The organism is Faecalibacterium prausnitzii (assembly GCF_003287495.1).
GTDB lineage: Bacteria > Bacillota > Clostridia > Oscillospirales > Ruminococcaceae > Faecalibacterium > Faecalibacterium prausnitzii_I.
On the sequence record NZ_PRLE01000001.1, the window covers coordinates 713,328 to 735,366 of the forward strand.

Sequence of the window (22,039 nt, forward strand, 5' to 3'; positions counted from 1 at the left end):
TTTACTATACCACACTTTTTGCGCCGCAGCGGAAAACACCTGCAAATTTAAGGGTAAATTAAGCTGCGCTTCCGGTCAGTTTAAGGCAGCGGGTGTATTCTGGCATCGTTCCGAAAACCATTAATGCGAAAGGAGACCATTTATGAAACCTGTGATCGAGACCCATGCCCTTTGCAAAAGCTACCATGGCCGTCCGGTGGTGGATCATTTGAACCTGACTGTCCCGGAGGGCTGTGTTTACGGATTTTTAGGCCCCAACGGTGCGGGCAAATCCACCACCATGAAGATGCTGCTGGGGCTTGTACACCCCACCGGTGGCAGTGTGGAACTGCTGGGACACACCCTGAACGAAGTAAACCGCATTGCCCTGCTGCGGCAGACCGGCAGTCTGATCGAATCCCCTTCCGGTTACCTGCACCTGACTGCCCGGGAAAATCTTTCCATCGTGGCTGACTTGAAAGACGTGGACCGGAAGGACATCAGCCGGGTGCTGGAGATCGTGCACCTGACCAAAGACGCTGACCGGAAGGTGGGGCAGTATTCCCTTGGTATGAAGCAGCGGCTGGGCATTGCCATGGCGCTGCTGGGCAGCCCCAAACTACTGATCTTGGACGAACCCACCAACGGTCTGGATCCGGCGGGCATTCAGGAGATGCGCAGTCTGATTGCTTCCATGCCCCAGACCACCGGAGCCACCGTGCTGATCTCCAGCCACCTGCTGGGCGAGATCGAGCAGATGGTGGATCAGGTGGGCATCCTGAACCACGGCAGGCTGCTGTTCGAGGGTTCTTTACAGCAACTGCAAAAGCACAGCCGGGGCGGCATTCTGCTGCGAGTGCTGGACGCACCCAAAGCCGCAGCCGTCCTGCAGCAGCAGGGAGTAAAAGCCGCTGCACCGGCAGACCAGCCGGACACCCTGCAGTTGCCCCCGCTGCCGGACGAAGCGCTGGCGGCGCTGGTCTGTACCCTTGCCGAAAGCGGCGTGGGCGTGGTGGGACTGACAGCACAGACAAAGAGCCTTGAGGACATCTTCCTCAGCCTGACCCAGACCAGCGGGGAGGTGGCGTAAGATGGCAGCTTTCCGTGCAGAACTGCAAAAAGCTCACCGTAGGCACGACCTTGCTCTCTGCCTGCTCATTCCCGGCATTGTCGTGCTGTGGGTGGGCGGCCTTGCTCCGGCAGACCCGGAGGAGCTTGCCAACGGTTACAGCGCCCTGCTTTACAGCCTGCCCGTCATTGAAGCCATTCTGATGCCGGTGATGATGGCAGTGCTGGCCTCCCGGCTGTGGGATATGGAGATCAAAGGCAACACCGCCAAGCTGCTCTACACCCTGCAGAGCCGCCGAAGCCTGTTTGCAGGCAAGGTGGTCTTTGGAGTGCTGGAGGTGCTGTTGGTCACGGTGCTGGAGCTGGCCTGTGTTCCGGTGCTGGGGCGTGTCCATGGTTATACCGAAGCCTTTCCCACTGGGCAGCTGGTCTATCTGTTCGTCTGCACGCTGGCGGTGGACACAATGCTCTTCTTTGGCGAATTTCTGCTGATGCTGTGGGTGGGCAATCCCCTGCCGGCGCTCTGCGTGGGCATCGTAGGGGCGCTGGTGGGTCTGTTCTCTGCTTTTATGCCGCCGCTTGCCAGTTACTTTGTGCCTTTTGGGTACTACATCCCTCTAAGCGCCTACGAAGTGGCGAACTGGGACAAGGCTACCCACACCGTCACCTACGGCACCCGCCCCTTCAACTGGGGGCTGCTGGCCTTCACCCTTGCGCTGGGCGCTGTGCTGTTTGCCCTTGCGTGGCGCAAGGTACAGGACGAGGAGGTATAAAACCATGCTGAAACGCTGTATTCTTGCGGAGAACCGCAAACTCCACGCATCCCCCATCTGGGCAATGTTCTTTGTGCTGCCCATTCTTTCGGCCACCTATGGCACTTTCAATTATCTGCAAAATCTTGAGATCCTCACCGATGGCTGGTATAGCCTGTGGACCCAGCACACCCTGTTTTATTCCATGCTCTTCTTCCCTGCCATGGTAGCCACCTATGCTGCCTACTTGTGGCGGCTGGAACATCTGGGGCACAACTGGAACCTGATCATGGCAAGCCCTGTACCGCCGCTGGACCTGTTTGCCGCAAAGTTTGCGGTGGTGACGAAGCTGGCGCTGCTGACTCACGGCTTTGTGTTTGCGCTGTTCGTGTTCTGCGGCAAGGTATTTGCCCATCTGCCCGGGCTGCCGCCGGTCACCTTACCTCTGTTTTTACTGCGGGGACTGCTGGGGGCGTTGGCTGTCATTGCCGCACAGCTGGTGCTGGCCATGGTCATCCGCAGCTTTGCCGTGCCCATTTTTTGGGGGCTGCTGGGCGGCATTACCGGCATCTTTATCAGCTCCAAAGGCTTTGGAATCCTGTGGCCCTATTCCCTGATGCAGCTGGGTATGAACTCCAACAGAAGTGCGGATGCTCTGGCGGGCAGCTACGGGCTGTTTGCCTTCAGCTGCATCTTCTGGCTGGGGACAATGTTTCTTCTGGCATGGCTGCTTTTACGCCGGGAGGATGTGCGGGCATAAAGCAGAAACCTGCATATCCGCTCCTGTCAAGAGGGTGACAAGGCAACAACGGCCAAAGCGTTTCATTCTCACCCTCAAACCATCTTCATCCCGGTTTCGTCCCGGTTTGCAGAATGCCCTTGCAATCCGAAAGAAGCCGTGCTATAATGCCGCTATAATTGAATCAGAAATCTTCAGGGCAGGGTTCGATTCCCTACCGGTGGTACAGCCCACGAGCCGTAAGGCATGATTCGGTGAAACTCCGAAGCCGACAGTACAGTCTGGATGAAAGAAGATACCAAGCGCAGAGCCCACACGGTTCGGCGCTTGTGGAGGCTGCTCTGGGATGCGTTTGCATTCTGGAGCTTTCTTTTTTGCACAAGGGTCCCTTGTGTCTTTTCGCCTTACCCTGAACGTTTTTGTTCAGGGCTTTTTCTTTTGGAGGCGACACGATGAATGACAAAGACTATATGCGTCTGGCTTTGCAGCTTGCAAAAAGGGGTTGCGGGTGGACATCGCCCAACCCCATGGTGGGTGCCGTGGTCGTAAAAGAGGGCAGGATCATCGGACAGGGCTGGCACCAGAGATACGGTCAGGCTCATGCGGAGCGCAATGCGCTGGCATCCTGCACCGAAGATCCGCAGGGAGCGACCCTGTATGTGACATTGGAGCCGTGCTGCCATTACGGAAAGCAGCCGCCCTGCGTGGATGCGATTCTGGACGCGGGCATTCACCGGGTGGTCGTGGGTTCTGCTGACCCGAATCCGCTGGTGGCCGGAAAAGGAATTGCAATCCTGCGCGCACACGGCATAGATGTGACCGAAAATGTTCTGCAAGAGGAATGCGATGCGCTGAACAAAGTATTCTTCCACTACATCACCACAAAACTCCCTTTCGTTTCCATGAAATACGCCATGACGATGGACGGAAAAATCGCCACATACACAGGCGCTTCCAAATGGATCACCGGGGAAATTGCCCGGAATCATGTTCAACGGCAGCGACACCGATTCCGCGGCATTATGGTAGGAGTCGGAACCATTCTGGCAGATGACCCGCTGCTGACCTGCCGGATAGAGGGTGGCCGTGATCCCGTCCGGATCATCTGTGATACACATTTGCGGACACCGCTGCAATCACAGGTGGTCATGACCGCCAAACAGGTTCCGACCATTCTTGCGACCTGCTGCGGCGACCCAGAGAAGCAGGCGGCATATCAACAGGCCGGTTGCCGGATCCTTTGTCTGGAAGAGCATTGCGGTCATGTGAATCTTCTGCAACTGATGGAACAGCTGGGACAGGAGCAGATCGACAGCATTCTGCTGGAAGGCGGCGGAACCTTGAACTGGTCTGCACTGGAAAGCGGCATCGTGCAGCAGGTACAGGCTTACATTGCCCCGAAGCTGTTCGGAGGAAAGGATGCCAAAGCACCCATTGAGGGTGCAGGTGTCCCGCTTCCGGATGCTGCATTCCGCCTGAAGAACAGCCGATTGGAACAGCTTGGCAAAGATTTCCTGATTGAAAGTGAGGTGGAGTACCCGTGTTTACCGGAATCGTGGAAGAAGTCGGAACAATAAAATCCATCAATCGGGGACAGCATTCCGCCGTACTGACTGTTCGTGCAAAAACGGTTCTGGAAGAAACCAGAATCGGTGACAGCATCGCCGTCAACGGCATCTGCCTGACCGTCAGGCAGCTCTTCCCGGATAGCTTTGCTGCGGATGTCATGCACGAGACCTTGAACCGCTCTGCACTTGCACAGCTCACCGTTGGAAGTGCTGTCAATCTGGAACGTGCCATGCCGGCCAACGGACGTTTTGGCGGACACATCGTAGCAGGCCATGTGGATGGCGTCGGACGCATTGCCAATATCCGAAAAGACGATACGGCCATCTGGTACACCATTCATTCAGATCCCGCGATCCTTCGCTATGTCGTTGAAAAAGGCTCTATCACAATAGACGGCATCAGCCTGACCGTGGCTGCGGTGGAACCTACGGGCTTTTCCGTGTCCACGATACCGCACACCGTCCGTCAAACGAACCTGAACCAACGGCACAAAGGGGATTTTGTCAATTTGGAAACCGATGTTGTCGGAAAATATATTGAGAAGCTGCTTCCATCAGAAGCACCGAAGCAAAACACGCTCACAAAAGAAATGCTGCTGCGCTGCGGCTTTTAAGGAGAGTTTAGGATGAACTTCAATACCATTCCCGAAGCTTTGGAAGACCTGAAGCAAGGAAAAATCATTCTGGTAACGGATGACCCCGACCGTGAAAACGAGGGGGATTTCATCTGTGCTGCCGAATTTGCCACCACCGAAAACATCAACTTTATGGCGACCCACGGCAAAGGTCTGATCTGTATGCCGATGTCCGAGGCTTTCGTCCAGAAGCTGCAATTTCCGCAGATGGTGCAGCATAACACCGACAACCATGAAACGGCATTTACGGTGTCCATCGACCACGTTTCTACTTCTACGGGCATTTCTGCCGCAGAGCGTTCCATTACGGCGATGGCTTGTGTGGACGATCACGCAAAAGCAGAAGATTTCCGCAGACCGGGCCATATGTTCCCCCTTCTGGCAAAAAAGAACGGTGTGTTGGAGCGCAACGGCCACACGGAAGCAACCGTTGACCTGTGCCGTCTGGCAGGGCTGAAAGAATGCGGCCTGTGCTGCGAGATCATGCGGGAGGATGGCACGATGATGCGCACCGCTGAACTGGCAAAGCTGGCAGAGCGTTTCCAGATCAAATTCATCACCATCCGTGATTTACAGGAGTACCGCAAGTGTCACGATAAACTGGTCGATCAGGTGACGGCGGTGAACCTGCCCACCAAGTATGGCACCTTCAGAGCTTATGGTTTTGTGAGCCGCCTGAACGGAGAGCATCACATTGCACTGGTAAAAGGTGACATTGGCGATGGAAAGGATATTCTGTGCCGCGTCCACTCGGAATGCCTGACAGGAGATACATTTGGTTCTTTGCGTTGCGACTGTGGCCAGCAGCTGGCCGCTGCCATGACGCAGATCGAAAAAGAAGGCCGGGGGATCCTGCTCTATATGCGGCAGGAAGGCCGGGGCATCGGTCTGATCAACAAACTGCGTGCCTATGAACTTCAGGAACAGGGCATGGATACGCTGGAAGCCAATCTCGCTCTGGGGTTCCATGGAGATGAACGGGAGTATTATCTCGGCGCACAGATCCTCCGGGAACTTGGCGTAAAAAGTCTGCGCCTGCTTACCAATAACCCGGACAAAGTATATCAGCTCTCCGAGTTTGGGCTGGAGATCTCCGAGCGCGTACCCATTCAGATGACGGCGACCCCGTATGACCTGTTTTACCTGAAAACGAAGCAGGCACGGATGGGGCATCTTCTGGAATATTAACAACGAAAGAGGTATTTAAAAATGAAAACATTTGAAGGTAAGCTGGTTTCTCAGAATATCAAGGTCGGTATCGTAGCTGCCCGATTCAATGAATTTATCACGTCCAAACTTCTGAGCGGAGCAATGGATGGTCTGCTCCGGCACGATGTGCAGGACGCTGATGTTCATGTTGCATGGGTTCCGGGTGCTTTTGAAATCCCGCTGGTTGCCTCTAAAATGGCAAAAAGCGGAAAGTATGATGCTGTGATCTGCCTTGGTGCCGTGATTCGCGGTTCTACCAGCCATTACGACTATGTGTGCAATGAGGTTTCCAAAGGCATTGCCACGGTCTCGCTGGAAAGCGGGGTTCCCGTCCTCTTTGGTGTTCTGACCACCGAAAACATCGAACAGGCCATCGAGCGGGCAGGCACCAAAGCAGGTAATAAAGGCTATGACTGCGCGGTCAGTGCCATCGAGATGGTAAACCTGCTCCGGGAAATGGATACCGCCGCAGAGTAAAATACACGCAGGAGTTTGCCATGATCGTTATAAAGACCCGACAGCCTGACCCGGAATTGGAGCAGAAGATCCGGATGCTTCTGGAACGAGAGCACATCGAGGCAGAGCAAATATCCATTGATTCATGGGAGAAGTTGGTTCTTCCGGGGCTTACACTGGATGGAATGACCCACGAAGTGTCGTGCAACGGCAGAAAAATCTCCCTTACACGACTGGAGTTCGATTTGCTGCTGATGCTTGCCTCCCACGAAGGACAAATCTTCTCAAAAGAAGAGCTTTTTCGTGCTGTGTGGGGACAAAACTGTGACGACACCTTAAAGGTCGTGGCAAATACCGTTTCCAATCTGCGAAAGAAGCTGGTCGGCTGCGGCAGCTTTATCCGCACTACCCACGGCGGCTATATTTTTGTAAGCCAAAAGGAGAACGACCCGGCATGACCAGAATCTTATTTGTTTGTCTCGGAAATATCTGCCGAAGCCCGATGGCCGAATCTATAATGAAAGATCTTGTGTCCAAGGCAGGTCTTTCCGAGCAATTTGAAATCGCATCAGCCGCCACCAGTGCATGGGAAATCGGAAATCCGGTCTATCCTCCTGCACGGCAGAAGCTGGCAGAACATGGCATCGACTGCAACGGCAAGACCGCCCGGCAGATGACTCGGCTGGATTATGCACGGTATGATCATCTGATTGGCATGGATGAAAGCAATCTGTGTGACATTCTGCGGCTTGTCGGCGGTGACCCACAGCATAAAGTCTCGCTGCTGATGGCGCATACGGATCATCCCCGTGAAGTGGCAGACCCATGGTTCACAGGAGATTTTGAAGCCACATGGCAGGATGTGCTGGAAGGCTGCACGGCATTGCTTGAGGAACTGCGCTAAATTGGTGTAAATTTTGGCGTATGCCAAATCAGGAGTGTTTGACACTTGCCAACGACAAATTGATTTAACCACAGGAGAAGTTGCCTGTCAGCATAAAATCTCTATACGAAACAAAAAGCGGCAGCTACGTTGCATTTACACAACATAGCTGCCGCTTTTTTGCGTTTGTGGTTCGGTGTACCTACTACACCAATCCACCTATTCAATTCTTACACCACACCGCTTTGTAAGGCTCCTTTTCGGGAAAACGTCCCAAAATTGGTGTAGTTGTGGTGTAGTACCGCAGATGCCGTCTGAAATCCAATCAAAATTTCATCGTATATTCGACTCATTTTCACGAGTGTCTGCTTTTTGGCATCTTCATAATTAAAGGTAATAAGTACCTTATCATCGTAGAGATAGATGGCATTGATGAAGGTATCCACCAGTGCCTGCCGCTGCTCCGGCTGGGTCATATCCAGCTTGCGGAAGCGAAGCAGCCAAAAGCGGACGAACTCCTCTTTCATCTTTGGCTTAGCCAGCCGTTCCTCTGCAATGCGGGCTTGCAGTTCTTTTCGCTGATCTTCCAGAGCTTCCAGCCGTTCCTTGGTAGAGCTGGTCAGAATGCCCATCTGGATGGCATTCAGCATATTGGTGATGCCGACTTCCGTTTCCTTCAGCTGATTTTTGTAGATGGGCAGGTCCGTGCTTTCCTGATTTTGCAATTCCATGACTTTGGCAATGATGGCATTCATGGAAGCGTCATCTTCCACCAGCTTCATGGTTTCGTTGATTACCAGATCTTCCAGCCACTGTTTCCGCACGGCCTTTTTATCGCAAGTCCTTTTCTTCTTGGCGGCAGCGCACTTGTAATAGGTATACATTTTCCCGGTGTGGCTGACACCGCTTTCTCCGAACATCAGCGCACCGCACTTACCGCAGTACAGCTTGGTGGTGAGCAGATAGCTTTCCTCTGCCTTATGACGGGCAGGGGCCTTTTTATTTTTCGCCAGCTTTTCCTGCACCTTGTTGAACAGGTTCGCGTTTGCGCAGCGAAGCGGAGCAATGAAAGCCCCAGTGGGGCTTTTAAGCGACAGAACGGTCTTGCGCAGCAAGATGGAGGGGCCTCGCCCCGACAAGTTCACCTGATACGAGAGCCGGAATCGCATTGGGCTGTACCACATCCCGCAAACGCAATTCGCCGATGTACCGGCGATTACTCAGCATCCGCTGAATTGTGTTATAGGACATCTCCCCGCCCATCGAATTTTTGATGTTGTGTGCCTTTAACCAATCTCGCAGGCCGGTCATGGTCGCGCCGTCTGCGTACTTCTAAAATGTCTGTTCCACATAAGGAGCCAACAACGGGTCGGGCTGGTAATGCCGGGTCTCATTGATCATGTAGCCGAACGGAATCGTGCCACCATTATAAATGCCCTTGAGAGCGTTCTCGGTCATGCCGCGCACGACCTTTTCAGACAGGTCAGCCGAGTAGTATTCGGCGTAGCCTTCCAGCACCGATTCCAGAATAATGCCCTCCGGGCCAGCCGAAATGACTTCCGTTGCCGATACCAGTTTCGCGCCGTTCCGCTTCAGTTGGGTCTTGTACCGGGCACTGTCGTAGCGGTTTCGGGCAAAGCGGTCGAGCTTCCAGACAATGATGATGTCAAAGATGCCACGCTCACTGTCCTTGATCATCTGCTGGAACTGCGGGCGGTTATCGGTCTTGGCGGAGATGGCACGGTCAATGTAATGCTTCACCACCGTGAAGCCGTTCTTTTCCGCATAGGCGGTGCACTCCCGGCTCCGACCTTCAATGGATTCTTCACGCTGACTATCAGTAGAATAACGGGCATAGATCACGGCGGTCATGGCAGGCACCTCCCATTTACACATCATTGAACGGTGGAGCGTTCTTTCAAAATAGTGTTTCGTATAATGGATGTGCCACAGTTTTTAACCGAATGCAAGACTTTTTCCAAAATAAAAGCCGCCCTCATTCTCAGATCGTCCAGTTCTGGCTTGCCGACTGCAGATCCACCATGTGGGTGTACAGTCCCTTCCGGGCGTACAGCTCTGCCGGGCTGCCCTGCTCGGCCACGATGCCACCCGACAGCACCACCACCTGATCCGCACCGGCTACGGTGCGCATCCGGTGGGCGATGATGAGGACGGTCTTGTTTTTTATGAGCCGGGATAGTGCCTCCTGAATGGCAGTTTCGTTTTCCACATCCAAGCTGGCGGTGGCCTCGTCCAGCAGAATGATGGGCGCATCCTTCAGGAAGGCGCGGGCGATGGAAATGCGCTGACGCTCGCCGCCGGAAAGAGCGCAGCCGTTCTCGCCGATGTTCGTGTTCCACTTGTCCGGCAGCTTCTCGGCAAATTCTTCGCAGTTTGCCAGCTTTGCCGCCGCCAGAACCTCCTCGTCGGTGGCACCTTTGCGCCCCAGACGGATATTTTCCAGGATCGTGTTGTCAAACAGGGTCACATCCTGAAATACGATGGAATACAGGCTCATGAGCTTTTCCGGGTCGATCCGGGAAACCTCCATGCCGCCCACGGTGATGCTGCCCTTCTGGTAGTCCCAGAACCGTGCCGCCAGCCGGGAAACAGTAGTTTTGCCGCCGCCGGAGGGGCCCACCAGTGCCGTGACCTCCCCCTGCTTTGCGGTAAAGGAAACATCCCGCAGCACCGTTTCGCCGGAGTTATAGGCAAAGCCCACATGGTCGAACACGATATCGCAGCCCTGATTGGTCAGCTGCTCGCTGCCGGTCTGCAGGGGAGCGTCCAGAATCTCATTCATCCGCCCCACATTGGTGCGCATGGCGATGACCGCCGCCAGATTCTGCAACGCGCCCTGCATGGGGTCGTACATCCGAGAGGCCGCCATCAGGAACAGAAACAGAGTCAGCACGTCGATGCTGCCCTGCACCAGCAGCACCGCGCCGGTGAGTGCCACCGACGCAATGCCCAGCTTGAGCACCATGCCCGCAGAGGACACGAACAGCGCTGTTGTCAGTTCTGCCACGATGGACTGCTTTTCCACTGCCCGAATTTTGTCGGAAAGGCCGGACAGATACCTCTGCTCCGCATTGCTGGCTTTCAGGTCGCGGAGGGTCTCGATGTACTCCTGAATGCCGTCCGCACAGGCCATTTTCGCCGCCATGGTCCTGGCCTGCACCTTGTCCTGTACCCGATAGCTGCCCACCACGATGGCAGCAGATACCGGAATGACCCACAGTGCCGCCAGAGCCATCCGTCCGTCAAAGGCGAACAGGCTCAGGGCAATGAGCACGGTAGAGATGAGGGAACCGAACAGACCGGGGATGAAGTGGGAGCAATCCTTTTCCAACACCTCGCAGTCTGCCATGATGGTGCTGGTCAGGTCGGCAAGGTCCCGCTTGCCGAAAAAGGACAGGGGCAGCTTGCGCAGCCGCTCCGCAAGGGTCAGGCGGCGGGTGCCGCTCTCTTTATAAGTAGTAAAATAGGTGCCGTTATACTGGAACCATGTGGTCAACAAGATCAGCGCAAAGCAGGCCGCACACCCCAGCAGATAAAAGGCGGTTCTCCCGCTCGTGGAGCCTGCAAGCAGATCTTTTACCAGGAGATACAGCAGCCCGGTGGGCAGCATGAACGCCATGTTCTGGAACGCACAGGCCAGAACGCCCTTTACAAGCCCCTTTGCGCCCTCCGGGGAACTGGCCGTGGCGTGTTGAATTTTTTCGATCATCCTTTACCCCTCCTTTGCGACCTTCCACTGCACCGAGGCCTGATAATCCTGCCACATCCGGGCAAACAGGCCGTTCTGCGCACACAGTTCGTCCTTTGTGCCGGTCTCCGTAATACGCCCATCCTGCACTACATAGATGCAGTCGGCGTTGGCGACGGTAGACAGGCGGTGTGCGATCATCAGCACGGTTTTGCCCTTGGCAAGCCGGGCAAAGGCTGCCTGCACCTTTGCTTCATTGTCCGGGTCGGCAAAAGCGGTAGCCTCGTCCAGGATCAGGATGGGCGCATTTTTCAGCATGGCGCGGGCAATGGCAATGCGCTGCTGCTCGCCGCCGGACAGATACACGCCCTTGGTGCCAATGACGGTATGGATGCCCGCCGGGAACTTTTCTATAATATCCATGCACTGCGCCGCCTTGAGCGCTGCCAGCACCTCGGCTTCGGTGGCCTGCGGTCTGCCCAGACGGACGTTATCCAGAATGCTGCCCTTGAGCAGGCGGCTGTTCTGGAACACAAAGGAGATGGTGTCCATCAGCTCTTCCTTGGGGATATCCCGCACATCCGCTCCGCCCACCTGGACGCTGCCGCTCTGCACATCAAAGAACCGGCAGACAAGGTTTGCCAGCGTGGATTTGCCGCCACCGGAGGGGCCTACAAAAGCCACAGTCTGTCCCGGCCGGATCTCCAGCGAAACACCCTTGATGACCTCGGTTTTTCCGTCGTAGCTGAAATGCACATCCTGCAACGTGACAGAGGAATCCTTCGGGTGCTGCGGAACAGCCTGCACCTGCATGGGCGCTGCTTCCAGCACCGAGTCGATGCGCGCCAGCGCATCCGCCACCACCATCTTGCTTTCGCTCATGTACATCATACGGGTCAGAGTCAGGGAGATCACCGGCGTGATAATGATGTAGAACAGCAGGTTCAGCAGAAATTCCGAAGTCACACCGTTCCGGGTGAACAGAAGCCCACCTACAATCAAGAAAGCAAACACACCGTTGATTGCGGCAGTATAGAGCATCATCGGCATCCGCAGCTCTTTGGTGTAGGCAATGACCCACTTTTCGTACTCATCAATGGTCGCTTTGAATTTTTTGAACGAAAAGACGGATTGCCCGAAGGTCTTGACTACCGGGATGCCGCGGACATACTCCACGGCCTCGTTAGACATTGATTCCAACGCATTACCGTATTGCCGCATTTTGTCTGCCATCCGCCTTCCTGTCATGGCGGACATGATGACGAAGCCCAGTGCCACCGGAACGAGACTCAGCAGACCCAGCCGCCAGTCGAACACAAGCAAAAGAACCAACAGACCTATGGGTGTTGCCATTGCATTATATTTGTCCGGCAGCTGATGGGCGAGAAATGTCTCCGCTGCGCCAGTACTCTCGTGGATGATCTTGCGCAGCTTACCGCTGCCAAACGTCTCCGTAAAGCCCAGCGGCAGTGTGGCAAGGTGTTCGGAAACCTCCAGCCGCAGATTGGTCGCCACCCGGAACGCCGACAGATGGGAGCACATCAGTGCCGCAATGTAAATGAGGTAAGCCAGCACCGCAAACAACACTGCCCTCCAGCCGTAATGGGGGATGTTCACCGCCTGCGCATAGTTTGGCGCGGCGTTCAGCACATCCCGCAGGATCTTCCAGATGTACACAAAAGGCACCAGCGCCACCAGCGCACTGACCGCAGACAGCACCCACGAAGCGTAGGTGAAATATCGGTAGTTCCCGGCGTAGCCCATCAGCCGGGAAAGATCGGACTGTTTTTTCACGGAAAGACCTCCTTCAAATAATTTTTATGCAAAAATGTGCCGTGGCGTTTTTGCTCCACAGCACATTCTGCGTATTAACCTGCTAGATTTTCCGTACAGAACAGCTCAATGCAGTTGTCGATCATAGTCTGGTCGCAATCCGTAGAAATGCCAGATGCCACCCAGTAAGCATATTCGCCTGCATCGTACTGGCTCAGAGCTTCTGCATCCGAACCATAGCGAAACTCAATGTGGTAGGTTTCCGCACTGGTGTCTGGCGCGAGGAAAAAGTAGGTGAACTCGCCGGAATCGGCATCATCACTTTCAAACTCATACAGTCCATGCACAGGCTCCATGCCAATGTAGTGATAGGTATGGGAGAACAGCACATTGCCGTCCTTATCGGTGCCGGAAATGGTAGAAGTTTCACCATCGAAGGTCAAGGTCGCAAGGCTATTGGTAAAGCCGCAGAAATAGGCTCCGCCGCCGTTGGCATACGCTTTGACTGCATCTTCGCCGTAAACATCACCTGTCACCATAGAGGACAGCTTCTCAAAAGCAGCTTCGGCATTGTCCTCGCCCACGAGAGCGGTACAATCATCCAGCCATGTCTGCTGATATTCGTCCGCCAGAATCACCGGCCACAGTTCCTGATAGCTGCCTGTTAGGTCGTTCAGCAGCTGTGCAGCGGCAGCTGCGTTTTCATCCGCCGCTGCGGATGTCGTTTCGGAAACAACAGAGCTTGTAGTGCTCTCTGCCGCAGTGCTTGCAGTAGAAGACACTGGGGATACCGCCGTGCTGCCGCAACCGGCCAGCAAAGAGACCGACAGAGCCAGTACGGTTACCGTACCCAGAACTTTTTTCATCATACGCATGGAAAATCCCCTCCAGAAAAATCGTTTGATTTTGTAATTAGCGTCCACTAACCACAAACAGATTTTACTGGAACAGGCCGTTTTTTACAAGAACCAAACAGACAAAATCTATCCAATCGGACGCATCTTCCTATACTCCGTAGGCGTCATGCCGGCTGCTTCCCGAAATGCAGAAGAAAACTTATTCGGATTTTCGTACCCGACCCGATGGGCGATTTCAGCAACCGTGCAATCGGTTTCGAGTAGTAGCTTCTGTGCCAGCTGCAGCCGGTACTCTTTCTGATACGCATAGACCGAGCTTCCGTAAATGCCTTTGAAACAGCTTTTTAATGCCGTAGGCGAAAGGCCGACCTCCTGTGCAAGCTGTTCGATTGTACGGTGAACTGTCAGTTCCTGCGTAAGAAGAGCCGCAGCCTGCTTCACACACTCCACCTGATGCTGATTGAAATACTCTGTCTGCTGCACATCTTCCCTGTTTTTCAGCCGGGTCAGAATATGCAGCAACTCCAGCACTTTCAGCCGAAGATAGCCGGTGTCCGGCACAGAATGCGCTGTGTAAAGCTCTGAAAAAATATGAGCAATGGTCGGTTCTGACCGCAGGATACAGCAGCGGTTTTCCGTGCAGATGTACCGCCGTATGACATCAAGGTCTACGCCGTACCATTCCATTTGTTTCCGCATTTCCGGCGAAATCGCATCCAGATCCAGTAGGATGGTGATGCCGTGGTAGTGCCGCAATGGGAAGCAGGAGGACGACTTTTTGCGCGCTGCTGCACACACCGCAAAATCCCCTGCTGCCAGATAGCAGCAGCTATTTGCCCCAAAACTGCACTCGTAACGCCCCACGCGGCAGTGGTTGATCTCAATGACATTCCGCATTGGTGCCGTGGCTTCCTCAAAGAATGCAAGGTGCATATCGTTATAATACAGCTCTGCACCCAAAAACAGTGGACAGATAATCATACTCCCAGTTCCTGTCTCATTGGAAAATTTCACGGTGTGAGGCATTTCAGTCGAAGTCGTTTCTTCTATGGAAAGATCAAAAAGTGATTTATACATAGCCATTCTCTTTTCCTGAAGATTCGCTTTTTCTTACTGATTCGCAGACGTGAACTGTCAAATTCCATTTCTCTGCAAAAATGTTTCCATCAAATCAAGATACCGTTCCAGCTCCGACGCAAGCAGTGCCGGATGATTGATGATCTCGCCATGGCCGAAACCGGGGAAACAGCGGACGATCAGGCTCGGATATGCCGTCCGCAGCCGCTGGATGGCCTTTTTCATGTGCCCTTCTTTTTCTCCGTACCAGCAGGCGACCTTTGCATCGGGCTGTACCAAAAAGTCCGTCCGATAGAGATAAAGCCCTGCCGCCCAAGTGGCACGGACGGATTCCAAGCTGATATGATCCGGGATACGGCGGAGCATAGTCTGCATTCCCTGCTCCGTCTGCCCCATAAAGCGCAGCGCCCATGCAGGCATGTACTTTTCGTGTGCCGTTCGATATTGCTTTTGCGGCATGACCTTCAAAATCAGTCGATTCAGCACCCCGAAATCCAGATACTCCGGCCCACTGAGGATCATCCGATCGATCTGAACGGTTGGGGAAGCCTTCAGAAAAACAGCCGGTCCACAGCCCAGCGACTCTGCAAAAAGCAGATCCAACTGTCCGTCAAGCTCTTTTTCAATATAAGCGGCCAACTTGTCCGCCTGATCCCGGGCAGTCGTGTAGTTCGTTTCACCGGTTCCATCAAAGCCGTCGAAGCTGACGGCATACACGCAGAATTTCCTTTCCAGCAGCGGGATCAGATCCTCAAACTGCCGCCAGCACATAAGATTTCCGTGCAGCAGCATCATGGTCTTTCCCTCTATATTGCCGAATCGTTTGATTTCCATACCAATCTGCCTCCCCGCTATTATCTGATCTTCATGCAAAAATCGCAGCGGTCATTACCGCGCCCAAGCGTCATGGTTCTCTCCCAGATCAGCTTCGGATGCAGCCCGGTATAGCTGATGTCGTCGCTGTCGCAAAAGCAGCGGCACAGCTCCGGGCAGCCGTATTCTGTGCAGGTGTCGTGATAGGGACACTCCATCATATCCACACGCCAGACGCCGTTGCCGGTCTGCAGTTCTTTTGGGGCAAAGCCCGCCGCCGGGCCGAAAACGCTCCGGGTGGATTTGACGAAAACGCCGGGAACAAGGCGGTAAAGCCCCGGTATGTGCAGCAAGGCGGCAAGCTGTTTGTGGCTCGTTCTCGCCAGCCGCTCCACATAGCCGTGAACGGTTTGCAGTGCTTCTTCTTTCGGCATGACCCGCTGCAAGGTCTCGTAGGCCGAAATGCCCGGCAAGATCTGCCGCTTGAGGTGGTATTGCTTTTCCTTGCTTGCACCCGCGTTTTCAGCCAGCAGCGCATTCAGGCGCATATCGAAAGCGGTGTTCAGTTCCTTTGCCTGCGCGGGAAAGCGTTGCGCCGCAGTCTCCCGGAAATCACGGGAAAGATAGGTTTCCTTCCTCTTCATCGTCCGTTACCCTTTCTTTTTGTACCCGCAGTCGCAGTAGGGCCCGCCGGAGGCAAGGGTGTACTGCCGCACAAAATTTGTCACACCGCCCGCTTCGCTCATGGTGTAGTCCAGATGGCACAAAGCGGGGGTCAGGTCGTACAGCCCCAGCTCCTTCATCAGCACACAGATGCCGCACTTGGTAAAGCGTCCCTCGTAGCCGCTGCCATCCGGGTATTCGTAAAACTCCATGTTCCACGAGTAGGGGTTGCGGTCGGCGGCTTTCAGGGCGGCAGTGGCTTTCATAGCGGCAATATCCTTTGGGGTGAACTTGCTTTTTCCGCTTTTGCGGCAGAACCACTGCATGGGCTTTGTCATCATGGATCTTGCATAGTAATCCGTCATCCTGTCCACCTCCGGACGTTGCGGCATGGAGAGGATGAACGCGCCGAGCATTGCGCAGTTGACGATGTTCATCTTGAAGCGGTCCGCTTTTTCAAACTCCGGCAAGCCAGCAATGATCTGCCGGTATTGCGGCTTTGCCTTTTTCGTGATGGCTTTTGCGGTGGCTGCATCATAGCCCAGCACAGTGGTCAGCTGCTTTCGGAACGACGGTGCAAACAGAGCCCACATACCGAAAGGCATTCCAGCGTATTTCATTGCAGGTACCTCCCGGCTTCCGTTTCCAGTGCCTGCCATACCGGGTAGGCTGCGCCATGTTCATCAAAAAATTTCTTGAGGTCCCGGTTCAGCGCGCTCATTTCGTCGATGGCGTTCATAGCATGGTCGGAGGCGCAGAGTTTGCCCAGCGAGGTAGCGCACATCAGCTTGAAAAAGTGCAGGCAGGTCTTGCGGTACTTTTCCCCTTCAAAGTCTACATCCGCTTTGGGCAGAATGGCGTGCCCGGCATCTCGGATGGCGCGGTATCCCTCGATGTTGGCATCCAGCACACGGTTCAGGTACGCGGTATCTCCCCGGAGCTTTTTCAGGTCGCCGTCTGTCTTATAGCAGGCGAAGGCCGCAGGCATCACAAACGCGGCATGGCAGAGCAGATAATCCTCCATGTTCGGCTCGTAAACGACCTTGTATTTTGTGCCGTGAAAGATGCGCCCGATCAGCTGTTTATTGGAGATTGCACCCGGCAGCTGTCCGATGGTGATCTTTTTCAGGTCGATGGAGACCACCCGGTCAACCTCCCGATGCCCCGCAGAAAGCGCAAAGGCAAACAGGACGTTCTTTTCCGGCAGTGCCGCCGCCAGCGCCCTCGCCTGCACATTGTTCCCCACAAATACGATGTTTTTCGTCCGATTCGCCCGCAGCGTGTCCAGAGCGGAATCCAGCTGTGTATAACGCAGGACCACAAAGATCACATCGTACTTTGCATCCGGCGCAAGCTCCGTCACCACCGGAATGCGGCTGACCGAAGTGCAAAGCGAAAACTTATCCTTGATCCGCAGACCGTTCTGCTTGATCTCCACTGCCCAGTTTCCTCGCGCAAGCAAGGTGACATCCTTTCCGGCGCGCAGCAGATTTCTTGCCAGATTGCACCCCAGAACGCCTGCACCATATACCAGAATCTTCATTTCTTGCCTCCAAATCTGATCTTCACGATCTGCATTTTCATCCCGTTGTCTCCGACCTTGGCGAGAAACCGGAAAAAACCGCTGACGGAAGGGTCTTTCCGATCACTGTACTGTCATCATTGCCGCCAGTACCGCCGCTATGACTGCCATGCCCACCGTGCCGAACAGCCACTTTTTCTGCTTGTCTTTTGCAGTAATGTAGGGCTTCAGATCCTCCGTTCCTGAGATCGTCCATGCGTTCGTGTGCCCCACCCAATAGCCGTCAACCAACAGGCGGTCCATGAGATTCATAACGGACAAGATGACGAGTAACTGCCAGAAACCCTGAACAAAGCCCTTTGCACCGTTTATCCCATAGACACAGACCAGCACATAGCCGATATAGCCGGGAATGCAGACTGCTTTGAACAGCAGGCTGTTGCGTCGGATGCGTTCCGGGCTTGTAAGCCCCAGTTTTACGCACCGCTGCTGCACCGCCGGGCTGTAAAGATGCACCATCCCAACAGCCCCCTTACGGATGCCCGCAGCGCAGATCAGAACCAGCAGAACTCCCAACCCAAGACCTTCCAGAATCACCTGTAAAAGCATTCCTTATTCCTCCTGTATCCGTTTTCATCCCGGTATTCGGGATGTTCCTTTACGTATGGATCCTTATCGCCGCAGATAGTGTAATCACACTTACAGCCATCCCTCTACGATGTATGGTTCAAAACGCCGTGACGATCAAGGCTGACAGTGCAGCGACTGCGGCAAACAACGGGATACCGCGCCAAAACGATTCGATATGCTTTTTCGGATTTTGATAGTATTTCTTCTCCGGCAGGAAAGAGAAGCGGGTACGTTTTGTGTTGCGCCACCAGAGAAGATCGATCACCAAAAGATCGAACAACCCAAGCCCCTCGCTGAACGCAAGAAAGTACCAAAATGCCGACAGATAACCGTCCAAGTTCAGCACGCCTCTCAGCGCAAGTCCTAAAGCGGAAAACACGACTGTGAAAAGCAAAAGATTGCTGAGCCAAACGGCAGCGGTGGATTTCCTCTTCGGAACAGCCTTTCCAAGCTGATGGTCGCTTCGCACACGGTTTTGAACTTCTTCGGGATAAGAACGCAGCCCCATGAGATTTTTCTTGTCCGTGCCTGTTCCAAGAAAACATACGCCCCAATACAGAAAATAAAAAGCAATTGCAACGATGATTTTCATCAGCCTATATCTCCGTTGAATCCAAAAAGCTGCGGATAGAGCATTCTGATTTTTCCTTTCTTTCAGCTTCTTTTGTTTTGAGCTGCCGATGTGTGTGTCAGGAACTCCATGATTCTCCGATAAAAATCCTGCGGATACATCATCACAAGCTCCGCGTGATCCATCTTCGGAATTTCATGCAGTTGCGCCCGCGGAAAATATTGCTTTATAAAGCAGATATTGCTGTGTCGCGCCTGCTTTTCCTCTTCGCCGTACCAATATGTGATTTGGCAGCCCATTTCAGCCGGCTTCGTCGGCAGAGTATAATTGTTCGCCGACCAGAAAATGTTGCGGACGGTGCGTTTTGAATAGGTTTTCAGATACGCCGCCAGCGCATCATACTCCTTCACTGGATCGCGCCCCGGCATCGTCCAGCGCTCTGGCGGATAGACCGTCTCAAGGACCTTGCGGCTCTTCGCTATGAGCCTGAAACCAAGATTGTCACGCAGGCAGGCGAGACGGCGCAAAATCAGCGGCATCCGATACGGCGTAATGCCTGCATCAATAACGGCGCGCTCGACCGGGATTTTTCCCAAGGCGAGAAAGCGTGTCAGACACGCACCGCCCAGAGAACAGCCATATGCCGCGTTCAAGTGGGTAATGCCGCGCGCTTGCAGCCAATCTGTTACCTCGTCTACTGTCGTCTCCACAGAGATAAAGTCTTCTCCCGTTTCGCCGTGACCGTCATAGACGATCTGAATCACATGGTAATCCTGCGAAAGCAGGCCAACCGAGTCGGCGAACGCCCACTCCGGCTCCGCCGTGCACGGCAGAAACAGCAGCGTCTTTTCATGTTCTTTTCCATATTCCAAAGTTCTCATACCATCCGCCCCTTGGTTTTTGCAGCATTATTTTTTCGGATTACGCTCCGTCATCGCGCCAAAGAATGCCGGTGCGCCGCCTGCACTTCCTTATCTTCCCACGCCCTTCAAGTACCCGCTTTTTGAGTTTTCCTCAGTATCATCGGATTCATCATAGGCATCGTAAAGCGCATTGGGGTCGTGGGCTCTTTTCTTGAAAGGCGAGCACAGCTCATTTTTGTGCGCAAAGGCAAAATTGTCCGTCCATCCCGTGTGACCGGTGATGAAATATGGATGCAGCCCACGTGCGCGCAGTTTCCGCTCCAGCTCCGCCAGTGACTGCACAGCCAGCTTATTGTCCTCCGCCAGCGAAGAAATGAAGCTGTAGCCGCCGTCCGCGCCAAACCAGATAGTATCGCCGGTAAAGAGATATTTCCCGTCCACAAGGTATACCATGTGCCCCCATGTATGACCGGGAACGAGAAAGCACTCGATTCTGATCCCGTCGATGTCGATGACCTCATCGTCGTGCAGCAGCACTTTTTCATTGTTGATCGTCACCTGCGGCAGCTTGTAAAGGTGGTAAATGACCCTGCGGCGCACCTCGCCGGTCAGATAGCGGTTCTCGATCTCGCCGATGTACAGATTCGCATTCCGGAACAGCCTCGGACTGTCTGCTTCCACCGCACCCACATGATCGGTGTCCTGATGGGTGATAAGGATATGGTGTATCGACTTCGGATCAATCCCAAGCCAGCCCATTTTTTCGGCAAGGCGGTCGTAGTTATATCCCGCATCGACCATAATGGTGGTATCGCCTTTGCGGTAGAAGAAGATGTTCGCCACCCATTCGCGCACGCAGGCAACATTCTCGTCGATCCAGCCGGTGTTCAAAGGCTTGAAGATCTCCTTGCCCCGGTACATCCAGCTCATTGCTTTTCTTTGAAATTCCGTTGCCTTTTTCGACATGATCGCACCTCATTTCTGTGCTGTGATGCACAGACAGCCCTTTTTATTTTTGTGGTTCTGGATCTTACAAAATCCTGCTTGCTCCAGATACGTTTTACCGTTCACAATGCAATGCTTTTTACCAGATGCGCCCACTGCTCCGGGTGACAGGCCAGCAATTCCTCGTGCTGCAAGTTCTGCTCATGGAGAACAGGATGTGCAAAATGCTGCTGATACCGGGCACGATATTTTGCGCCCATTTTCAGGGCGTAAAAAATATGGATTTCGGTACCGGGCACATGGATCTTATCCGGCAGCGGAGTGATAAGATCGGAGTAGAACTGATTTTTACAGCTCTGCATGGTCACATAAGGGCGGGCCTCACCGAACATTTTCAGAAAGGCTTTGACATAATCCCCCGACTCTTTAGCACACTTGTCCAGACGTTTTTGGAGAAATTTCGCCTTAATCTTTCCGTCCCGCACCACAGGGTAGATCAATGGCAACAGAAAATCCGTCTGCAAGCTTGCCGTCAGCGGCGATGCCTGATCCAAATCGGAGCTACCCAGAATGCCGTAGTCCATGTGGATATTCTTCCGCGCCGCCAGCAGCCCCACAAACGAGCCGCCCAGAGAGCAGCCGTAGGCCGCCCGGATGTGACCGCCGCAGTGGGTCTTGAGGTAGGCCTCGATCTTTTCGGTCTCCTCCAGCATGGTGGGAAATTCGGTCTGTTCAGTCTCATCAAAGCCATCGTAGCTGACGCACAGCACCTGGAAGCTGTCAGCCAGAAGCGGGATCACCGCACCGAAATTGCTTTTCCAATGGCAACAGGTGCCCGGCAGCAGCAACAGCACCGGGGCATCCTCTGCACCAAAATGGTAAATCTTCATCCTGATACGCTCCTTCTCTATTTATTTTCCACCTGTAAATAGAAGAGATATATTTCTTCGTATAGGGCAGAGTTTCAAGTTAGGCAAAGCTAACTTTCAGTCTTATAAAAAGCCGCTTCTCAGCGGTTCTTCTGACAAAAGAATACGCCCTGCCGTCTCCTCTGTCAAGAAGTTTAGGCATTTTCGGAGATTTTGAAAGAGATTTCGCTTCCGTCCCCCCAACCATCACCCCAGTGCTACGTCCAGCACCATCATCACGCTGAAGCCCACCGCAAAAAACACCGTTCCAACGTTGGAGTGCTGCCCCTGCGACATTTCCGGGATCAGTTCCTCCACCACCACATACAGCATGGCTCCGGCTGCAAAGCTGAGCAGATAGGGCAAAGCAGGCACCACGATGCCTGCCGCCAGAATCGTCAGCACTGCCCCGATGAGCT

22 protein-coding genes, 3 pseudogenes and 1 riboswitch are annotated in these 22,039 nt (G+C 54.0%); of the genes and pseudogenes, 9 read left to right on the plus strand and 16 right to left on the minus strand.

All coding sequences use genetic code 11. The features are described 5' to 3' along the window. Window positions 1–142 precede the first annotated feature (142 nt). From C4N22_RS03270 to C4N22_RS03310, 9 genes are all read left to right on the plus strand, one after another. Entirely contained in the window at window positions 143–1,069 is a 927-nt protein-coding gene (locus C4N22_RS03270; RefSeq protein WP_112147970.1) for an ABC transporter ATP-binding protein, read from the plus strand. Window position 1,070: 1 nt separating this feature from the next. Then, window positions 1,071–1,820 carry an ABC transporter permease gene (locus C4N22_RS03275; protein WP_112147971.1) on the plus strand — a complete coding sequence of 250 codons (750 nt, stop codon included), beginning with the start codon at window positions 1,071–1,073 and terminating at the stop codon, window positions 1,818–1,820. Window positions 1,821–1,824: 4 nt separating this feature from the next. Then, a complete protein-coding gene (locus tag C4N22_RS03280) occupies window positions 1,825–2,559 on the plus strand; it encodes an ABC transporter permease (RefSeq protein WP_112147972.1) in 735 nt (244 codons plus the stop codon). 165 nt (window positions 2,560–2,724) lie between these two features. Continuing rightward, window positions 2,725–2,839: riboswitch (FMN riboswitch) on the plus strand. A 151-nt stretch (window positions 2,840–2,990) separates the two neighbouring features. Beyond that, entirely contained in the window at window positions 2,991–4,115 is a 1,125-nt protein-coding gene (gene ribD / locus C4N22_RS03285; protein WP_112147973.1) for a bifunctional diaminohydroxyphosphoribosylaminopyrimidine deaminase/5-amino-6-(5-phosphoribosylamino)uracil reductase RibD, read from the plus strand. Next, complete coding sequence (locus tag C4N22_RS03290; RefSeq protein WP_181567153.1) at window positions 4,079–4,720, plus strand: riboflavin synthase; 642 nt, start codon at window positions 4,079–4,081, stop codon at window positions 4,718–4,720. Before ribD ends, C4N22_RS03290 begins: the two co-directional genes overlap by 37 nt. A gap of 12 nt (window positions 4,721–4,732) precedes the next feature. Next, window positions 4,733–5,929 carry a bifunctional 3,4-dihydroxy-2-butanone-4-phosphate synthase/GTP cyclohydrolase II gene (locus C4N22_RS03295; RefSeq protein ID WP_112147974.1) on the plus strand — a complete coding sequence of 399 codons (1,197 nt, stop codon included), beginning with the start codon at window positions 4,733–4,735 and terminating at the stop codon, window positions 5,927–5,929. A gap of 21 nt (window positions 5,930–5,950) precedes the next feature. After that, window positions 5,951–6,427 carry a 6,7-dimethyl-8-ribityllumazine synthase gene (ribH, locus tag C4N22_RS03300; RefSeq protein ID WP_005920573.1) on the plus strand — a complete coding sequence of 159 codons (477 nt, stop codon included), beginning with the start codon at window positions 5,951–5,953 and terminating at the stop codon, window positions 6,425–6,427. 20 nt (window positions 6,428–6,447) lie between these two features. Next, the gene (locus tag C4N22_RS03305; RefSeq protein WP_112147975.1) at window positions 6,448–6,864 is read left to right on the plus strand and encodes a winged helix-turn-helix domain-containing protein; all 417 of its coding nucleotides are present in this window, start codon (window positions 6,448–6,450) and stop codon (window positions 6,862–6,864) included. Then, window positions 6,861–7,310 (plus strand): low molecular weight protein-tyrosine-phosphatase, encoded by a 450-nt coding sequence (locus tag C4N22_RS03310; protein WP_112147976.1) that lies wholly within the window; start codon window positions 6,861–6,863, stop codon window positions 7,308–7,310. The genes C4N22_RS03305 and C4N22_RS03310 overlap by 4 nt, the downstream gene beginning before the upstream one ends. A 356-nt stretch (window positions 7,311–7,666) precedes the next feature. Here C4N22_RS03310 and C4N22_RS13210 read toward each other — a convergent pair. From C4N22_RS13210 to C4N22_RS03400, 16 genes and pseudogenes are all read right to left on the minus strand, one after another. After that, a pseudogene (locus C4N22_RS13210) lies at window positions 7,667–9,161 on the minus strand (recombinase family protein); the annotation flags it as partial. Window positions 9,162–9,291: 130 nt separating this feature from the next. Then, window positions 9,292–11,019 (minus strand): ABC transporter ATP-binding protein, encoded by a 1,728-nt coding sequence (locus C4N22_RS03325; protein ID WP_112147977.1) that lies wholly within the window; start codon window positions 11,017–11,019, stop codon window positions 9,292–9,294. A gap of 3 nt (window positions 11,020–11,022) precedes the next feature. Continuing rightward, window positions 11,023–12,792: an ABC transporter ATP-binding protein gene (locus C4N22_RS03330; RefSeq protein WP_181567154.1), complete on the minus strand. Its 1,770-nt coding sequence runs from the start codon at window positions 12,790–12,792 to the stop codon at window positions 11,023–11,025. 74 nt (window positions 12,793–12,866) lie between these two features. Then, window positions 12,867–13,646 carry a hypothetical protein gene (locus C4N22_RS03335; protein WP_242980929.1) on the minus strand — a complete coding sequence of 260 codons (780 nt, stop codon included), beginning with the start codon at window positions 13,644–13,646 and terminating at the stop codon, window positions 12,867–12,869. A 108-nt stretch (window positions 13,647–13,754) separates the two neighbouring features. Beyond that, window positions 13,755–14,711, minus strand: a complete 957-nt coding sequence (locus tag C4N22_RS03340; protein ID WP_112147978.1) for a helix-turn-helix domain-containing protein — start codon at window positions 14,709–14,711, stop codon at window positions 13,755–13,757. A gap of 51 nt (window positions 14,712–14,762) precedes the next feature. After that, a complete protein-coding gene (locus C4N22_RS03345; protein WP_242980930.1) occupies window positions 14,763–15,578 on the minus strand; it encodes an alpha/beta fold hydrolase in 816 nt (271 codons plus the stop codon). Continuing rightward, window positions 15,560–16,162 (minus strand): L-2-amino-thiazoline-4-carboxylic acid hydrolase, encoded by a 603-nt coding sequence (locus C4N22_RS03350; protein ID WP_112147980.1) that lies wholly within the window; start codon window positions 16,160–16,162, stop codon window positions 15,560–15,562. The genes C4N22_RS03345 and C4N22_RS03350 overlap by 19 nt, the downstream gene beginning before the upstream one ends. Before the next feature lie 6 nt (window positions 16,163–16,168). Further along, a complete protein-coding gene (locus C4N22_RS03355; RefSeq protein ID WP_112147981.1) occupies window positions 16,169–16,801 on the minus strand; it encodes an L-2-amino-thiazoline-4-carboxylic acid hydrolase in 633 nt (210 codons plus the stop codon). Further along, a complete protein-coding gene (locus C4N22_RS03360) occupies window positions 16,798–17,724 on the minus strand; it encodes a ketopantoate reductase family protein (RefSeq protein WP_112147982.1) in 927 nt (308 codons plus the stop codon). The genes C4N22_RS03355 and C4N22_RS03360 overlap by 4 nt, the downstream gene beginning before the upstream one ends. Then, a pseudogene (locus C4N22_RS13010) lies at window positions 17,721–17,834 on the minus strand (class I SAM-dependent methyltransferase); the annotation flags it as partial. The pseudogene C4N22_RS13010 and the gene C4N22_RS03360, both read right to left, overlap by 4 nt. Beyond that, window positions 17,827–18,312, minus strand: coding sequence for a hypothetical protein (locus tag C4N22_RS03370; protein WP_112147983.1), 486 nt, complete (start codon window positions 18,310–18,312; stop codon window positions 17,827–17,829). The pseudogene C4N22_RS13010 and the gene C4N22_RS03370, both read right to left, overlap by 8 nt. Window positions 18,313–18,430: 118 nt before the next feature. Then, window positions 18,431–18,925, minus strand: coding sequence for a hypothetical protein (locus C4N22_RS03375; RefSeq protein ID WP_055186922.1), 495 nt, complete (start codon window positions 18,923–18,925; stop codon window positions 18,431–18,433). Between the two features lie 62 nt (window positions 18,926–18,987). After that, a complete protein-coding gene (locus C4N22_RS03380; RefSeq protein WP_055186921.1) occupies window positions 18,988–19,785 on the minus strand; it encodes an alpha/beta fold hydrolase in 798 nt (265 codons plus the stop codon). 90 nt (window positions 19,786–19,875) lie between these two features. Beyond that, window positions 19,876–20,733 carry an MBL fold metallo-hydrolase gene (locus C4N22_RS03385; RefSeq protein WP_112147984.1) on the minus strand — a complete coding sequence of 286 codons (858 nt, stop codon included), beginning with the start codon at window positions 20,731–20,733 and terminating at the stop codon, window positions 19,876–19,878. Window positions 20,734–20,834: 101 nt separating this feature from the next. Beyond that, window positions 20,835–21,602, minus strand: a complete 768-nt coding sequence (locus C4N22_RS03395) for an alpha/beta fold hydrolase (RefSeq protein ID WP_112147985.1) — start codon at window positions 21,600–21,602, stop codon at window positions 20,835–20,837. Window positions 21,603–21,827: 225 nt separating this feature from the next. Beyond that, a pseudogene (locus C4N22_RS03400) lies at window positions 21,828–22,034 on the minus strand (ZIP family metal transporter); the annotation flags it as partial. Between the last annotated feature and the right edge of the window lie 5 nt (window positions 22,035–22,039).

Excerpts from the sequence above, each read along its gene's own strand:
- C4N22_RS03270 (WP_112147970.1), top strand. The coding sequence starts at position 143 with ATGAAACCTGTGATCGAGACCCATGCCCTTTGCAAAAGCTACCATGGC.
- C4N22_RS03275 (WP_112147971.1), top strand. The coding sequence starts at position 1,071 with ATGGCAGCTTTCCGTGCAGAACTGCAAAAAGCTCACCGTAGGCACGAC.
- C4N22_RS03280 (WP_112147972.1), top strand. The coding sequence starts at position 1,825 with ATGCTGAAACGCTGTATTCTTGCGGAGAACCGCAAACTCCACGCATCC.
- ribD (WP_112147973.1), top strand. The coding sequence starts at position 2,991 with ATGAATGACAAAGACTATATGCGTCTGGCTTTGCAGCTTGCAAAAAGG.
- C4N22_RS03295 (WP_112147974.1), top strand. The coding sequence starts at position 4,733 with ATGAACTTCAATACCATTCCCGAAGCTTTGGAAGACCTGAAGCAAGGA.
- ribH (WP_005920573.1), top strand. The coding sequence starts at position 5,951 with ATGAAAACATTTGAAGGTAAGCTGGTTTCTCAGAATATCAAGGTCGGT.
- C4N22_RS03305 (WP_112147975.1), top strand. The coding sequence starts at position 6,448 with ATGATCGTTATAAAGACCCGACAGCCTGACCCGGAATTGGAGCAGAAG.
- C4N22_RS03310 (WP_112147976.1), top strand. The coding sequence starts at position 6,861 with ATGACCAGAATCTTATTTGTTTGTCTCGGAAATATCTGCCGAAGCCCG.
- C4N22_RS03325 (WP_112147977.1), bottom strand. The coding sequence starts at position 11,019 with ATGATCGAAAAAATTCAACACGCCACGGCCAGTTCCCCGGAGGGCGCA.
- C4N22_RS03335 (WP_242980929.1), bottom strand. The coding sequence starts at position 13,646 with ATGCGTATGATGAAAAAAGTTCTGGGTACGGTAACCGTACTGGCTCTG.
- C4N22_RS03340 (WP_112147978.1), bottom strand. The coding sequence starts at position 14,711 with ATGGCTATGTATAAATCACTTTTTGATCTTTCCATAGAAGAAACGACT.
- C4N22_RS03350 (WP_112147980.1), bottom strand. The coding sequence starts at position 16,162 with ATGAAGAGGAAGGAAACCTATCTTTCCCGTGATTTCCGGGAGACTGCG.
- C4N22_RS03355 (WP_112147981.1), bottom strand. The coding sequence starts at position 16,801 with ATGAAATACGCTGGAATGCCTTTCGGTATGTGGGCTCTGTTTGCACCG.
- C4N22_RS03360 (WP_112147982.1), bottom strand. The coding sequence starts at position 17,724 with ATGAAGATTCTGGTATATGGTGCAGGCGTTCTGGGGTGCAATCTGGCA.
- C4N22_RS03370 (WP_112147983.1), bottom strand. The coding sequence starts at position 18,312 with ATGCTTTTACAGGTGATTCTGGAAGGTCTTGGGTTGGGAGTTCTGCTG.
- C4N22_RS03375 (WP_055186922.1), bottom strand. The coding sequence starts at position 18,925 with ATGAAAATCATCGTTGCAATTGCTTTTTATTTTCTGTATTGGGGCGTA.
- C4N22_RS03380 (WP_055186921.1), bottom strand. The coding sequence starts at position 19,785 with ATGAGAACTTTGGAATATGGAAAAGAACATGAAAAGACGCTGCTGTTT.
- C4N22_RS03385 (WP_112147984.1), bottom strand. The coding sequence starts at position 20,733 with ATGTCGAAAAAGGCAACGGAATTTCAAAGAAAAGCAATGAGCTGGATG.
- C4N22_RS03395 (WP_112147985.1), bottom strand. The coding sequence starts at position 21,602 with ATGAAGATTTACCATTTTGGTGCAGAGGATGCCCCGGTGCTGTTGCTG.